The organism is Qipengyuania sp. ABI-127-1, from assembly GCA_022953095.1.
Classification (GTDB): domain Bacteria; phylum Pseudomonadota; class Alphaproteobacteria; order Sphingomonadales; family Sphingomonadaceae; genus Qipengyuania.
Window position 1 is genome coordinate 136,796 of the sequence record JALJCR010000001.1, and the last position, 13,280, is coordinate 150,075.

The 13,280-nt window shown below is 64.7% G+C and carries 12 protein-coding genes; 9 read left to right on the forward strand and 3 right to left on the reverse strand.

The genetic code is table 11. The features are described from left to right. Positions 1 to 24 precede the first annotated feature (24 nt). A complete protein-coding gene (gene xseA, locus MUY37_RS00750; protein ID WP_499193574.1) occupies positions 25 to 1,482 on the reverse strand; it encodes an exodeoxyribonuclease VII large subunit in 1,458 nt (485 codons plus the stop codon). Here xseA and purD point away from each other — a divergent pair. Next, positions 1,481 to 2,755 (forward strand): phosphoribosylamine--glycine ligase, encoded by a 1,275-nt coding sequence (gene purD / locus MUY37_RS00755; protein ID WP_499193575.1) that lies wholly within the window; start codon positions 1,481 to 1,483, stop codon positions 2,753 to 2,755. The two genes, xseA and purD, sit on opposite strands and share 2 nt — an antisense overlap. A gap of 109 nt (positions 2,756 to 2,864) precedes the next feature. Next, entirely contained in the window at positions 2,865 to 3,956 is a 1,092-nt protein-coding gene (locus tag MUY37_RS00760; protein ID WP_499193576.1) for a Fic family protein, read from the forward strand. A gap of 16 nt (positions 3,957 to 3,972) precedes the next feature. On the opposite strand, the gene MUY37_RS00765 is transcribed toward MUY37_RS00760, so the two are convergent. Then, positions 3,973 to 4,968 carry an adenosine kinase gene (locus tag MUY37_RS00765; protein ID WP_499193577.1) on the reverse strand — a complete coding sequence of 332 codons (996 nt, stop codon included), beginning with the start codon at positions 4,966 to 4,968 and terminating at the stop codon, positions 3,973 to 3,975. Positions 4,969 to 5,081: 113 nt separating this feature from the next. Between MUY37_RS00765 and MUY37_RS00770 the strand changes: the two genes are divergently transcribed. The 4 genes from MUY37_RS00770 to MUY37_RS00785 all read left to right on the forward strand — a co-directional run bounded on the left by MUY37_RS00770 (position 5,082) and on the right by MUY37_RS00785 (position 8,395). Beyond that, positions 5,082 to 5,774 carry an EI24 domain-containing protein gene (locus MUY37_RS00770; protein WP_499193578.1) on the forward strand — a complete coding sequence of 231 codons (693 nt, stop codon included), beginning with the start codon at positions 5,082 to 5,084 and terminating at the stop codon, positions 5,772 to 5,774. Beyond that, the gene (locus tag MUY37_RS00775) at positions 5,767 to 6,186 is read left to right on the forward strand and encodes a hypothetical protein (RefSeq protein ID WP_499193579.1); all 420 of its coding nucleotides are present in this window, start codon (positions 5,767 to 5,769) and stop codon (positions 6,184 to 6,186) included. Before MUY37_RS00770 ends, MUY37_RS00775 begins: the two co-directional genes overlap by 8 nt. A 278-nt stretch (positions 6,187 to 6,464) precedes the next feature. Further along, positions 6,465 to 7,502, forward strand: coding sequence for a diacylglycerol/lipid kinase family protein (locus tag MUY37_RS00780; RefSeq protein ID WP_499193580.1), 1,038 nt, complete (start codon positions 6,465 to 6,467; stop codon positions 7,500 to 7,502). Continuing rightward, positions 7,499 to 8,395, forward strand: a complete 897-nt coding sequence (locus tag MUY37_RS00785) for a hypothetical protein (RefSeq protein ID WP_499193581.1) — start codon at positions 7,499 to 7,501, stop codon at positions 8,393 to 8,395. The genes MUY37_RS00780 and MUY37_RS00785 overlap by 4 nt, the downstream gene beginning before the upstream one ends. On the opposite strand, the gene MUY37_RS00790 is transcribed toward MUY37_RS00785, so the two are convergent. Continuing rightward, the gene (locus MUY37_RS00790; protein WP_499193582.1) at positions 8,386 to 8,883 is read right to left on the reverse strand and encodes a DUF2141 domain-containing protein; all 498 of its coding nucleotides are present in this window, start codon (positions 8,881 to 8,883) and stop codon (positions 8,386 to 8,388) included. The two genes, MUY37_RS00785 and MUY37_RS00790, sit on opposite strands and share 10 nt — an antisense overlap. Before the next feature lie 280 nt (positions 8,884 to 9,163). Between MUY37_RS00790 and rpe the strand changes: the two genes are divergently transcribed. The 3 genes from rpe to purH are packed head-to-tail and all read left to right on the forward strand — an operon-like array spanning position 9,164 to position 13,279. After that, positions 9,164 to 9,826, forward strand: a complete 663-nt coding sequence (rpe, locus tag MUY37_RS00795; RefSeq protein ID WP_499193583.1) for a ribulose-phosphate 3-epimerase — start codon at positions 9,164 to 9,166, stop codon at positions 9,824 to 9,826. Then, positions 9,823 to 11,685, forward strand: coding sequence for a heparinase II/III family protein (locus MUY37_RS00800; RefSeq protein ID WP_499193584.1), 1,863 nt, complete (start codon positions 9,823 to 9,825; stop codon positions 11,683 to 11,685). The genes rpe and MUY37_RS00800 overlap by 4 nt, the downstream gene beginning before the upstream one ends. A 7-nt stretch (positions 11,686 to 11,692) precedes the next feature. Then, on the forward strand, positions 11,693 to 13,279 hold the full coding sequence (purH, locus tag MUY37_RS00805; protein ID WP_499193585.1) for a bifunctional phosphoribosylaminoimidazolecarboxamide formyltransferase/IMP cyclohydrolase: 1,587 nt from the start codon (positions 11,693 to 11,695) through the stop codon (positions 13,277 to 13,279). Position 13,280: the final 1 nt, after the last annotated feature.

Consider the following 13,280-nt stretch of genomic DNA (forward strand, 5'->3'; position numbering starts at 1 on the left):
GGTGCGAATCCTAGCAGGTCGACCTTAACCGAACAAATCGTCCTGTTTCGGCGCGGTTCGGGTCTTGCGCGGTTTGCGGCGGGGCGTTGCAGGAGATGCAGCGTCTGCGGTCGCGACATCGAGCTCGCCGTCGCGGAACTTGAGGGTGAGGGCGGCTTCCTTGACCGCAGCGGCCTTGTCCGTGATGGTGCGCCCGTCGGGTCCGGTCACCCGGACATAGCCGCGCTGGAGCGGGCGGTCGGGGTGGAGCTGCTCGGCGAGCCGCGCCAGAGCGGCCAACCGCTGGCGCCGCTCGGCAAGGGGCCGTTCGACCAGCGCGGGCACAAGCTTCTGCCCCGCCAGCGCGCGCTGCGCCTCGCGCAGATTGCGGCGGAGCGCAGCCGGAGCAAGGCGCAAGTTGGAGAGCTGCTCGCGCCCCTGCGCTGCCCGATCGCGCAGACCCCGACGCAGGCGTTCGGCAAGATCGTCCAACCGCTGTGCATGCGGTTCGAGCAACGCCTCGCGCTTCGGCAGCCGGTCCGCGCGCGCCTGCAACCGCTCGCGGCCCAATTGCACAGGGCGCAGGATCGCACGTTTCTTGCGCGCTGCGAAATCGGCCAGAGTCGCGGCCAGTTCGGCGCGCACGGGAACGGCGATCTCGGCGGCGGCGGTGGGGGTCGGCGCGCGGCGGTCGGCCGCATAGTCGGCGAGAGTGGTGTCGGTCTCGTGCCCGACCGCGCTGATCGTGGGGATCGGGCAGTCGGCAATCGCGCGGACCACCACTTCCTCGTTGAAGCTCCACAGATCCTCGATCGAGCCACCGCCGCGCGCAACGATGACGAGATCCGGCCGGTCGGGGTGGCCTTCGGGAATGGCCGAAAAGCCGCGCACCGCACCGGCAACCTGCTCCGCCGCGCCCTGCCCCTGCACCAGCACCGGCCACACGATCACCCGGCTGGGGAAGCGATCCGCCAGCCGGTGGAGAATGTCGCGGATGACCGCCCCGGTGGGCGACGTGACCACGCCGATGGTGCGCGGCAGGAAGGGCAATGGCTGTTTGCGCTCCTGCGCGAACAATCCTTCGGCCTGCAACCGGGCGCGGGTCTTCTCGAGCAGCGCGAGCAACGCGCCTTCGCCTGCCAGCTCCATCCGCTCGATGACGATCTGGTATTTCGAACGGCCCGGATAGGTGGTCAGCTTGCCACTGGCGACCACCTCCAGCCCGTCTTCGGGATTGAACGGCAGGCGACCGGTATTGCCCCGCCACATCACCCCGTCGAGCACCGCCTTCTCATCCTTGAGCGCGCAATACATATGCCCGCTCGCCGCGCGCTTCACGCCCGACAGTTCACCACGCAGCCGCACGAAGCCGAAGCGATCCTCCACCGTGCGCTTCAGCGCCTGCGAAATTTCGCTCACTGTCAGCGGCTCGGCGTTGTCGCCTGCGCGCGCCTTCGCTACCAAGCTTGCATCTTCTGCATCTGACGGGAAATCGGTGGGCATGAATATCCTTTTGCTTGGCTCGGGCGGTCGCGAGCATGCATTGGCGTGGAAACTGGCGCAATCGCCGCTGTGCGACAAGCTGTGGGCGGCACCGGGCAATCCCGGCATTGCGCAGGACGCAGAATGCGTCGCGCTCGACGCGACCGATCATGACGCCGTGATTGCGTTCGCGCGCGAGAAGGAAATCGGCCTCGTCGTGATCGGGCCAGAGGCGCCGCTGGTCGACGGATTGGCCGATTCGCTGCGCGCGGCAGGCATCGACGCGTTCGGCCCTTCGAAACAGGCTGCACAGCTCGAAGGCAGCAAGGGCTTCACCAAGGAGCTGTGCAAGCGCGCGAACATACCCACCGCGCGCTACGAACGCTGCACTTCGCTGGAGGCGGCCTGGGGGGCGCTCAAGAAATTCGATCCGCCTTTCGTGCTCAAGGCCGACGGGCTGGCTGCGGGCAAGGGCGTGGTCATCGCCGAGACGCGCGAGGAAGCGCAGAATGCGCTGAACGAGATGTTCGATGGCAAATTCGGCAGCGCGGGCAGCGAGGTGGTGATCGAACAGTTCCTGACCGGCGAGGAGGCGAGCTTTTTCGCGCTCACCGATGGCACTGCGATTCTCCCCATCGGCACCGCGCAAGATCACAAGCGCGTGGGCGAGGGCGATACCGGACCCAATACCGGCGGCATGGGCGCCTATTCCCCCGCCCCGGTGCTGAGCGAGGCGCTGCAGGCACAGGTGATGCGCGAGATCGTCGAGCCGACTGTGCAAACGCTGCGTGAGGAAGGCATGCCCTATTCAGGCGTTCTTTATGCCGGGCTGATGCTGACGAAGGACGGCCCGCAGCTCATCGAATACAATGCCCGCTTCGGCGACCCCGAATGCCAGGTGCTGATGATGCGGCTCGAAAGCGATCTCGTCGACCTGATGCAGGCCTGCGCGCGCGGCACGCTGGGCGAGGTGGCTGCGCCGGTATTGTCGGACGATTTCGCGCTGACCGTGGTGATGGCAGCCGAGGGCTATCCCGGTACGCCGAAAAAGGGCGGCATGATCGATCTGGGCGAGGCGGAAGCGAATGGGGCGAAGGTTTTCCATGCCGGCACGAAGCTGGAGGGCGACACGCTGATAAGCAGCGGCGGCCGTGTCCTCAATGTGACGGCACGCGGAGCAAGCGCGACCGAGGCGCAGAAAAACGCTTACACGGCGGTGGATGCGATCGATTTCCCGGACGGCTTCTGCCGTAGAGACATCGGGCAACGGGAGGTTCGAAGGGAGCGAAGTTGATAGCATGAAGATCTTTGCACACCCCAACAACGTGCAAAAGAAATCGAATAATCTTTATATATCTTTCAAACCTGCTAAATGCGCCTAGGAAACTTTACATGAGATTCCGATGGTGCTGACTCCAAGCTACAAACTGCCGACATTGCCGCCCTCAGGACTTCGAGAAACCCCCACCATCCTCAAGGCCCTCGTTCCGGCCCATCGTTATCTGGCAGAGCTGAAGGGGCGCGCCGCCACCATCCCCAATCAGGGCATCTTGATCGACACATTGTCGTTACAGGAAGCCAAGGCCAGTTCGGAAATCGAGAATATCGTCACAACGCAAGACGAACTGTTCCAAGCGAATGCCTTTCCGGAGAAGCCGGGTTCACCAGCCGCTAAGGAAGTCGCGCGCTATCGCGATGCTCTGCGTCATGGCTATGAAGCCCAAGCTGCATATCGCGGAGTGTTGTCGAACAACATGATCATCGCCATGTTCCAGATTTTGAAGCGCACCCAAGGCGGGTTTAGAGGGACCCCGGGGACCGCCCTGAAAAACGAGATTACCGGGGAGTTGGTGTACATCCCGCCCCAAGACCTTCGGGAAGTGCGCGAGCAGATGACAGCGTTGGAGGTTTTCATTAACCAAAGCGCCGACGAATCCCCTCTCGACCCCTTAACACAGATGGCCATCATCCATCACCAATTCGAGAGCATTCATCCCTTTCCGGATGGGAATGGGAGGATCGGTCGTATAATTAATGTGCTTTACCTTACCCGCTGCGGCCTTCTCGACACGCCTATTCTTTATCTGAGCAGGTACATTACCAAAAGCAAAGGAGAGTATTATCGTCTTCTCCAAGCGGTCAGGGAAACGGGTGAATGGGAAGACTGGCTACTCTACATGATTAATGGAGTCGAGCAGACTGCGAGGGATACGCTTCATTTAGTCAGTGAAATTAGAGCCTTAATGGCGCTAGCGAAACAAGCAATGCGCCAGAATCACCACAAAATCTATTCGCAAGACCTGCTGAACAACATGTTTCGGCATCCATACACTCGGATAGACTATGTCCAAGAGGATCTCGGAGTATCGCGTCCGACGGCAACCAAATACCTAGAAGAGCTTGTCGATGGCGGGCTCCTCGCAAAGCATCGCGAGGGGCGGAACAACTACTACATCAACCAACCGCTGGTTCGCCTTTTTGTCGAAGGCGAGTAGCTCCAAAATCGTTCCATCACCCCAACTTCTCAGCCACCAGCGCCTTCAAATCCGCTTCGCTCCTCGCGCCGTAGTGCGAGATGATTTCGGCGGCGCAGATGGCGCCCATGCGCAGGCAGGTCTCGAGGCTCTCGCCGCGGGCGTGGCCGGTGAGGAAGCCAGCGGCGAACAGGTCGCCCGCGCCAGTCGTATCGACAACCTTGTCGATCGGCTCGGCGGCCACTTCGGCGCGCTGGCCATTGGCGATGCCGACTGCGCCATGGGCGCTGCGGGTGGCGACGAGGACGGGGATCTGGTCCTTCACCATGGCGAGGCCTGCTTCGAAATCGTCGGTCCCGGTCAGCGTGTCGAGTTCGTGTTCATTGATGAAAAGGATGTCGATCTGTCCTTCTTCGATCAGTGCGCGGAAATCGTCGCCGTGGCGGTCGATCACGAAGCTTTCCGAAGCGGTGAACGCGACCTTGCGCCCCGCCCCCCGCGCAACCTCGATCGCCCGGCGCATGGCGCTGCGCGGCTCTTCGGGATCCCACAGATAGCCTTCCAGATAAAGGATGCCCGCACTGGCGATCAGCTCGTCGTCGAGCGCTGCGGGCGGCAGAAACTGGCTCGCGCCGAGGAAGGTGTTCATCGTACGCTCGCCATCGGGCGTCACGAAGATGAGGCAGCGCGCGGTCGAAGGTTGGCCCTCGCGCGCGGGCGTGTCGAAATCGATGCCGACCGCGCGGATGTCGTGGCTGAAAACGTCGCCGAGCTGGTCGGTCGCCACCTGGCCGATAAAGGCACATTGCGCGCCCAACGCGCTCATCCCGGCCAGCGTGTTGGCTGCCGACCCGCCCGAGATTTCCCGGGCCGGACCCATCGCCTCGTAGAGCCGCCGCGCGCCATCCTCGTCGACCAGTGTCATGCCGCCCTTTTCGAGCGCGAGCTCGTCGATCAGCTCGTCGGTGCAGGGGGCCATCACATCGACGATGGCATTGCCGATCGCGATTACGTCGTAGCGGGGTTCGGTCATGGGTACTCCGGCGGGGGGGGGATTCGAATTGTCGGGCGCCGTTAGCGGTTCGTCGCGCATAGGCCAAGGGCGGCGTTGACTTGGTCCGGGGCCGCGCGCATCCCCGCAGGCGCATGATGTCGCTGCCCGCCGCCCTCGCCCTGTCGCTGCGCCAGTTGGGCGACCCGGCTATCTTGAAGGTTCTGTTCAAGACCGCGCTGGCGACCCTGGCCATTTTCGCCGCAGGAGGCGCGGGGCTGTATGTTCTGGTGGAGCGCGCGATCGACAATGTGACGAGCGCCGACACCTTCGGCATGGGTGCGTTGGTCGCAGCAGTGGGAATGATTTTGGCAGGCTGGTTCCTGTTCCGTGTCGTGGCGCTTTTCGTCCTCCAGTTCTTTGTCGAGGACGTTGTGCGGGCGGTCGAAGCGAAGCACTATCCACAGGCCGCGCATACGGTGCGCAAGATTCCCCTGCACGAAGAAATCGGCAATGCGTTTCGCTCGCTGCTGCGCACGGCCCTCGCCAATGCTGCGGCGCTGCCGGTCGCGGGCCTGCTGCTGGTTACGGGTATCGGCGCGGCAGCCGTGTTCTGGGCGGTCAATGCCTATCTCATCGGGCGCGAGCTGCGCGACATGGTCTGGCTGCGCCACCGCGCCGATACAGCAGAAATTGCACCCATGGGCGGTGCCAAGCGGTTTTTGCTTGGTGGTATCGTGGTCGCCTTGCTCGCGATACCTTTCGTCAACCTCCTCGCCCCGATAATAGGTGCGGCCAGTGCGACCCATTTGGTCCACCGTGCCCGCGAGAAAGGCATCGATGCGTAAGTCCGCCCTGTTCCTGCTTCCCTTGCTGGGTGCCTGCACCACCGTTCCCGCAAGCGTGCCATCCGCGCCCGCCGCATCGCGGCCAGCCGCTTCGCCGCCGCCGCAGGAGGTGCGCGTGGCACCGACTACCCCATCCTTCCGCGCGCCGAGAGTGATGAACGTACCCGGCCTGGAAGGTGTGATCGGCAGAAACGAGACGGCACTTACCAATATGTTCGGTCCGCCGCGCCTGAACGTGACGGAAGGCGATGCCAAGAAGCTCCAGTTCGCGGGCGACGCCTGCGTGCTCGACATCTACCTTTATCCGCTGGAGCCGCGCGGCGAGCCGAGCGCGACCTATGTCGACGCGCGGCGTGCCAGCGACGGCCTCGATGTCGACCGGGCCGCCTGTGTGCAGGCCCTCAAACGCTAAGCTCCGCGCCAACGCCTGCGGGTGTGTGCCGAATCGATGTGATGGGCCTGGCGCGATGCTGGCGATTGACAGCGACGATGGAAGCACAGCTGTGCTCGGCACGATACGGCATTCCAGGCGCGGGCAAGGTGGGTCGGCGCCTCGTTCGGATCCGCTGATACCGCGCCGATCGTATCCTTATCGGCACACCCGATCCGAAGAATGCGAAGCGGCACCATTACAATTTGACGAAAATATCCTAGGTAGGCGCCAGCGGGGGCGATTAAGGCACAAGGGCCATGGAACGGGTAATCTACAATTTCGACAGCCTGCCGCTACGGCATAGCGCGACGACGGCACCCAAGCGCCGTTCGATCTACCGTGCGCGGCGCGTGCCCGAGCCCCGGATCGGAATCATCTACAACCCGCGAAGCCATCGCAATCAGGGACAGGATCTCGCCTGTGCGGGCGCCGACAGCGTCATGGTCGCGCAACCGCGCACGCGTGACGAGATCGCGCATGCCCTGGCCGGTTTCGCCCGCGACGGGATCGATTTTCTCGTCATCAACGGTGGCGACGGCACGGTTCGCGACGTGCTGACCATGGGCCAGGCGGTATTCGCCGATCGCTGGCCCGCAATAGCGGTGCTTCCCAAGGGCAAGACCAATGCGCTCAACGTCGATCTGGGCGCCCCGGCCGACTGGTCGCTCGAAGGGGCGATTGCCGCCTATGCTTCGGGTCGGCGGCTGGTTCGCCGCCCGCTCACGGTGAGCCGCGATGGCGAACAATCTCCCGCAATGCTCGGTTTCATTTTCGGTGCCGGGGCGTTCACGCTGGGAATCGAGGCCGGGCAGGACGCGCATTCGCTGGGTTTCTTCAACAGCCTGGCGGTTGGCGCAACCAGCGCCTGGGGCGTGCTCCAGGGCCTGTTCGGGAGCGATCGCAACAAATGGCGGCGGGGCACGCAGATGGAGCTGCGCTTCCTTCCCTCCGGCACGCCCGTTCCGCGGTCGGCCCATGGCAATCCCGCACGCCGCAGCGTCATGCTGGCATCGACGCTGGAGCGCATGCCGATGGGCATCGAGCTTTTCGGCGCACCGCGTCGGGGCCTCAAACTCGCCGTGCTCGATCACCCGCGTCGCCGCGTGCTCGCGGCGCTGCCCGCCATTCTGATGGGGTGGCGTCCGGGCTGGCTCGCCAAGGCCGGGCTCCACCAGCTCGATGCCGAGGCGCTGGCGGTCGACGTCGATGAACCGGTCATTCTGGATGGCGAGGCCTTTCCTCCGGGCCGCTACCGGGTCGGGCAAGGGCCGGAACTCACTTTCATCAGCGCGTGAAGTCCGCACTCTCGCAGCGGATCGCGGTCGCAATCGATCGCCCGGTGCGCGACGAGGTCGCGGCCTATGCCCGGCAGCTTGGCGAAGAGGCAGGCGCGCTTGCCGTGTTGTTCTACGGGTCCAATCTGAGGACCGGCTCGCTCGAGGGCGTGCTCGATTTCTATGTCCTGCTGCCCGGCCCCCAGCGCGAGCGTGTCTGGCCACGCGTCGGCTATCGCGAATGGGATCATGCGGGAGAGTGCCTGCGCGCCAAGATCGCGACCATGTCGCTCGGCCAATTCGCCAGGGCCGCGGAAGGGCAATCGCGCGATACGACGATCTGGGCGCGCTTCGTCCAGCCCTCGGCCCTGGTCTGGGTGGCGGACGATACCGCGCGCGCCGCAGTGCTTGCGGCGCTGGCATCGGCGGCCGTCACCGCAGGGCGGCTGGCCGCGGCGGTCGGCCCCGAAAGCGGGCCGGCCGAAGAGTATTGGCGGGCGCTGTTTCGCGCTACCTATCGGGCGGAATTCCGGGTTGAGAAGCCGGGCCGGGAAAACTCGATACTCGATGTGAATGCGGTGCATTTCGATGGCCTGCTACCGCTCGCCTGGGAGGCTGCCGGGATCGGTTTTACGCGTGAGGACGGGGTGCTGCGGCCCAACCTGCCCGCTTCGCAGCGCCGTCGCATTCTCGGCTGGTGGCGCCGCCGCGCCCGGCTTGGCAAGCCGCTCAACCTGCTGCGGCTGGCCAAGGCAACCACCACCTTCGATGGCGCTGCCGATTATGCTGCGTGGAAGCTGCAGCGGCACACCGGCATCGCTCTCGAAGTGACACCGTTCCGCGCGAAATACCCGCTGCTCGCCGCGCCGGGGGCGCTGGTCGAGCTATGGCGCAAGCGCCGCACTCAGCGGTAGCGCATCCGGATCGACATCGTCTTCACGCCCGTGCCGACATCGAAGGCGGTCTTCTTGTAGCTCGGCTTGCCGAGATTGAAGATGTTGATGCTGGGATTGTTCGACATCGCGCCGCCATCGGTGAAGATATCGGTCTGGCCATTGCCATTGACATCGTGGCGTACCGCGATGCCGTATTTGCCGGGTGCGGGGAGCGGCATGCAGAACGTCATCGACCCTGCCTTGGCCGGCGCCTCCATACGGTAGATCCACCGGCCCTTTTCGAGCCAGTCCTGCTTGGTTCCGCGATAGCTTTGAATGCGGATCGTGCCGGTACTGGCTTTGATGTCATTGATCGTCACCCACACGGCAGGGCCGCTGCCAGAGGCGCATTTGCTGGCATCATGGGTGATTTTTTCGCGATATTGCGCTTCGGCGGGAGCGGGCGCGGCCAGTCCCGCGAGCGAGAGCGCTGCGATGCCCGAAGCGGCGATTGTCGTGGGTTTCATCAGCATTGTCCGAATCAAATCCGTAGAAGACCAGCATATGGGCGCTGGCGAAGCGAGGCACGCGGCCCCGAGATATGGCTGCTGTTTACCTATATTGCGCTGAATTGCGGCTGAATTACTTCGCCGCGCACGATCTGGTCCGCATGGATCGGAATGAGGCCATCGACCGTAGAGCAGATGCAGCCCATGTGGAAAAGGGCTTCCCGCTCGCTTGTTAACCCTCCTTTCGCGCGCGTAGGGCTGGCCAAAGCTCCCACGCGACCCAAGGCCCGTGCCCCGCATGACCACCCCGTTGATTTCCCCATCCATTCTGTCTGCCGATTTTTCCGCACTGGGCGCGGAGGTGCAGGCGATCGACGCGGCTGGTGCGGACTGGATCCATGTCGATGTGATGGATGGCCATTATGTGCCCAACATCACCATTGGTCCGGCCGTGGTGAAGGCGTTGCGTCCGCATACCGACAAGCCGTTCGACGTCCACCTGATGATTGCACCGATCGATCCCTATCTGGAGGCGTTCGCCGAGGCCGGGGCCGACATCATCACCGTGCATCCCGAAGCAGGGCCGCATATTCACCGCACGCTGCAGGCGATTTCCAATCTCGGCAAGAAAGCGGGTGTCGTGCTCAATCCGGGCACGCCGGTCGAATCGCTCGACTATATTCTGGAAGATGCCGATCTCGTCCTCGTGATGAGCGTGAATCCCGGATTTGGCGGGCAGAGCTTCATCCATTCGCAGCTTCGCAAGATCGAGGCGATCCGCAAGCGTATCGATGCGCTGGGTAAGCCCATCCATCTGGAAGTGGATGGCGGTGTGAATGCCGAAACCGCGCGGCTTTGCGTCGATGCCGGAGCCGACGTGCTGGTTGCCGGATCGGCGACCTTCAAGGGTGGGCCGTCGCGCTATGCGGCGAATATCGCCGCGCTGAAAGGGCAGCAGTGAGCCACGACGCGCGCACTCTCCTGCGCGCGGATGGCAGCGCCGCCGAAAGCGAGGCTGCGCCGGCCCTGCCGCTCACCGGCATGGCGGAACCGCTGGTGGATAATGCGGCGCCCGCCGAACTCGAAGCGGTTGCCGTGGAACCGGCGCGTGCGCTGGTCCTGTCCGACTTTCGTCCGCCGCGCGCAGGCCCCGTCGACAGCGTGGTGCGCTGGGCCTACCGGATCGGCGTGCCCGGCTCGGTGCTTGCGGCGCCGCTGCGCAAGCCCTCCGCCCTGCGTATGCTGGCAACCGTTACCAGCCCCCTGGAAGGGGAGCGGGCTGCGGGGATGGCGTTGCGGGCGGGGCAATTCCTCGTCCATGGGCTCAAAGTGCCGGTCGACAAGGTCGATTTCGCCAGCAATGCATCGCTGACCCCTCCGGTACAGCGCGTAGTGCAGGGTTTTACCTGGCTGCGCGATCTCGGTGCCTGCGCCCCGCGTGAGGAATGCGCTGCGATAGGCGAGAAGCTGCTGGCCCGCTGGCTCAAGGCCAATCCGGTACCCGCCAAGGGGCCTGCATGGAGCGTCGAGCACGCCGGGCTGCGATTGCTGGCCTGGCTGGTTCATGCGCCATTGCTGTTGGGCGGTGATGCCAAATTGCGCGGACAGGCGCTGGAAGCGATGGAAGCGACGGCACGCTTTCTCGACCGGCAGGTGGCCAGTGCCGACGATCGGCTCGGGCAGGTCGCGGGCTGGTGCGCGATCGTGGCAGCGGGTCTTCTCATGCCCGATGGCCGCCCGCGCCGCCTGTTCGGGGAAGCAGGATTGCTGCGCGCCCTTGGCGAACTGGTCAGCGAGGATGGCGGCGTGCTCTCGCGCAGCCCGCTTGCACAGATGGAGGCCATCGCGCTGTTGGTCGATCTGCGCGCCTGCTATGAAGCGGTCGATCGCGATCCGCCGCCCGCGCTCGAGACCATGCTCGCCATGCTCGTTCCCCCGCTTCTGGCCCTGCGGATGGGGGACCGCGGGGTCGGTAGCTGGCAGGGTGCGGGGGCGACGTCGGCCGCTCGGCTCGATGCGCTGATCGCGGCCAGCGGCGTCCGTGCGCGGCCGGGCAAGGAGTGCAGGCATTGGGGCTATCAGCGCGTCGATGCAGGCAAATCGGTGCTCGTGCTCGACGCGGCCCCACCGCCGCGTGCGCGCCATGCACGCCATGGCTGCGCGTCCACACTCGCCTTCGAACTGTCGCATGGCGAGCAGCGCATCATCGTCAATTGCGGTGGTGGAGAGCTGGCCGGGGGGCAGGTGCCGGTGCGCATCGAACAGGGCCTGCGCGGCACGGCAGCCCATTCGACGCTGGTGCTCGACGATGCCAATTCCACTGCCGTGCTGATCAAGGGGCAGATCGGCAAGGGTGTCGAGGAAGTCGATATCGCGCGCACAGCGGTCAAGCAAAAGGGCCGCGATGCGGTGCGGCTCGAAGCTTCGCATAATGGCTATGCCGCGCGTTACGGCCTGATTCATCGCCGCACGCTGTTGCTCGGCGCGGATGGCGGCGGGTTGTCGGGCGAGGACATGCTCGAACCGTCGGGACGGCAGGGCAAGCGCGGCAAGATTGCCTTCGCGATCCGCTTCCACCTCGGTCATGGCATCGAAGCCGGACTGGCGGACGACAAGCGCGGGGCCGGACTGGCGCTGCCCGACGGAAGCTACTGGCAATTCCGGCTCGGAGGCGATAGCGGCGAGGCGCAAATCGCGGTCGAGGACAGCCTCTGGGTCGACGGGCAGGGACGCCCGCGAGCGACCAAACAGCTTGTCGTCGAAGGACTGACATCGCGCAGCGGGGGGCGTTTCCCCTGGCTGCTCAAACGCATGGGATAACCGACACGTGACGGATGTAACGATCAAGCGGGCACTGCTTTCGGTGTCCGACAAGACCGGCTTGGTGGATCTGGGCAAGGCGCTCGCGGCTAAAGGCGTGGAGCTGGTTTCGACCGGCGGCACGGCCAAGGCGCTGCGCGAGGCGGGGCTCGAGGTACGCGACGTCTCCGACCTGACGGATTTTCCCGAAATGATGGACGGCCGCGTGAAGACGCTGCACCCGATGGTCCATGGCGGCCTTCTGGCCGTGCGCGATAATCCCGAACACGCCGCCGCCATGGAAAAGCACGCGATCGGCGCGATCGATCTGGTGGTGGTCAATCTCTACCCCTTCGAAGCGACCGTGATGCGCGGGGCGGAGCGCGACGAGATTATCGAAAACATCGATATCGGCGGGCCGTCTATGGTGCGCAGCGCGGCGAAAAACCACCAGTTCGTCACCATCGTCACCGATCCGGCCGATTACGATACGCTGATCGGCGAACTCGAAACCGGTGGTGCAACCTCGCTCGATTTCCGCCGCCAATGCGCGGCCAAGGCCTTCGCTGCCACCGCGGCCTATGATTCGATGATCAGCCAGTGGTTCGCCTTTGCCGATCAGCAGCAGCTCTTCCCGGATTTCCTCGCCGTCAACGGCAAGGCGCCGGTCGAGCTGCGCTATGGTGAGAACCCGCATCAGAAGGCCGCGCTCTACACGCCCTCCGGCCCGCACACGCAGGGTATCGCGCAGGCCGAGCAGTTGCAGGGCAAGGAACTCAGCTACAACAATTACAATGACGCCGATGCCGCGCTCGAACTGTGTGCCGAGTTTAGCGGCGGCGATCCGGCGGTGGTGATCGTCAAACATGCCAATCCCTGTGGTGTCGCGCAGGCTTCGACCTTGCTCGATGCGTGGAACGAGGCGCTCGCCTGCGACAGCGTCTCGGCCTTCGGCGGGATCGTGGCGGTCAATACCGAACTCGACGGAGAAACCGCGCGCGCGATCTGCGAAATCTTCACCGAAGTCGTCATCGCCCCGTCAGTCAGCGACGAAGCGCGCGAGGCCTTTGCGAAAAAGAAGAACCTGCGTCTGCTGGTTACCGGCGACTTGCCCGATCCGCGTCGCGGCGGGCTGTCCGTCAAGCCGATAACCGGCGGGCTGCTGGTGCAGACGCGCGACAATGGCGCGATCAGCGAAGCCGACCTCAAGGTCGTCACCCAGCGCGAGCCGAGTGAGCAGGAGCTGAAAGACTGCCTCTTCGCGTGGACCGTGGCGCGCCATGTGAAGTCCAACGCTATCGTCTATGCCAAGGACGGTGCCACGGCCGGGATCGGCGCGGGCCAGATGAACCGCCGCGATTCCTCGCGCATTGCCGCGATGAAGGCCGCCGAAGCGGCGGAGAAATACGGCTGGGACCAGAGCCGCACTGTCGGCAGCGCGGTAGCCTCCGATGCCTTCTTCCCCTTCGCCGACGGCCTGCTGGCTGCGGCGGAAGCGGGCGCGACCGCGATCATCCAGCCGGGCGGTTCGATCCGCGACGAGGAAGTGATTGCGGCGGCGGACGAAAAGGGGCTGGCCATGGTCTTCACCGGGATGCGCCACTTCCGTCACTGAT

Bases quoted from the DNA above. Each gene is read 5' to 3' on its own strand.
- purD (WP_499193575.1), top strand. From the start codon at position 1,481: ATGAATATCCTTTTGCTTGGCTCGGGCGGTCGCGAGCATGCATTGGCG.
- xseA (WP_499193574.1), bottom strand. From the start codon at position 1,482: ATGCCCACCGATTTCCCGTCAGATGCAGAAGATGCAAGCTTGGTAGCG.
- MUY37_RS00760 (WP_499193576.1), top strand. From the start codon at position 2,865: ATGGTGCTGACTCCAAGCTACAAACTGCCGACATTGCCGCCCTCAGGA.
- MUY37_RS00765 (WP_499193577.1), bottom strand. From the start codon at position 4,968: ATGACCGAACCCCGCTACGACGTAATCGCGATCGGCAATGCCATCGTC.
- MUY37_RS00770 (WP_499193578.1), top strand. From the start codon at position 5,082: ATGATGTCGCTGCCCGCCGCCCTCGCCCTGTCGCTGCGCCAGTTGGGC.
- MUY37_RS00775 (WP_499193579.1), top strand. From the start codon at position 5,767: ATGCGTAAGTCCGCCCTGTTCCTGCTTCCCTTGCTGGGTGCCTGCACC.
- MUY37_RS00780 (WP_499193580.1), top strand. From the start codon at position 6,465: ATGGAACGGGTAATCTACAATTTCGACAGCCTGCCGCTACGGCATAGC.
- MUY37_RS00790 (WP_499193582.1), bottom strand. From the start codon at position 8,883: ATGAAACCCACGACAATCGCCGCTTCGGGCATCGCAGCGCTCTCGCTC.
- rpe (WP_499193583.1), top strand. From the start codon at position 9,164: ATGACCACCCCGTTGATTTCCCCATCCATTCTGTCTGCCGATTTTTCC.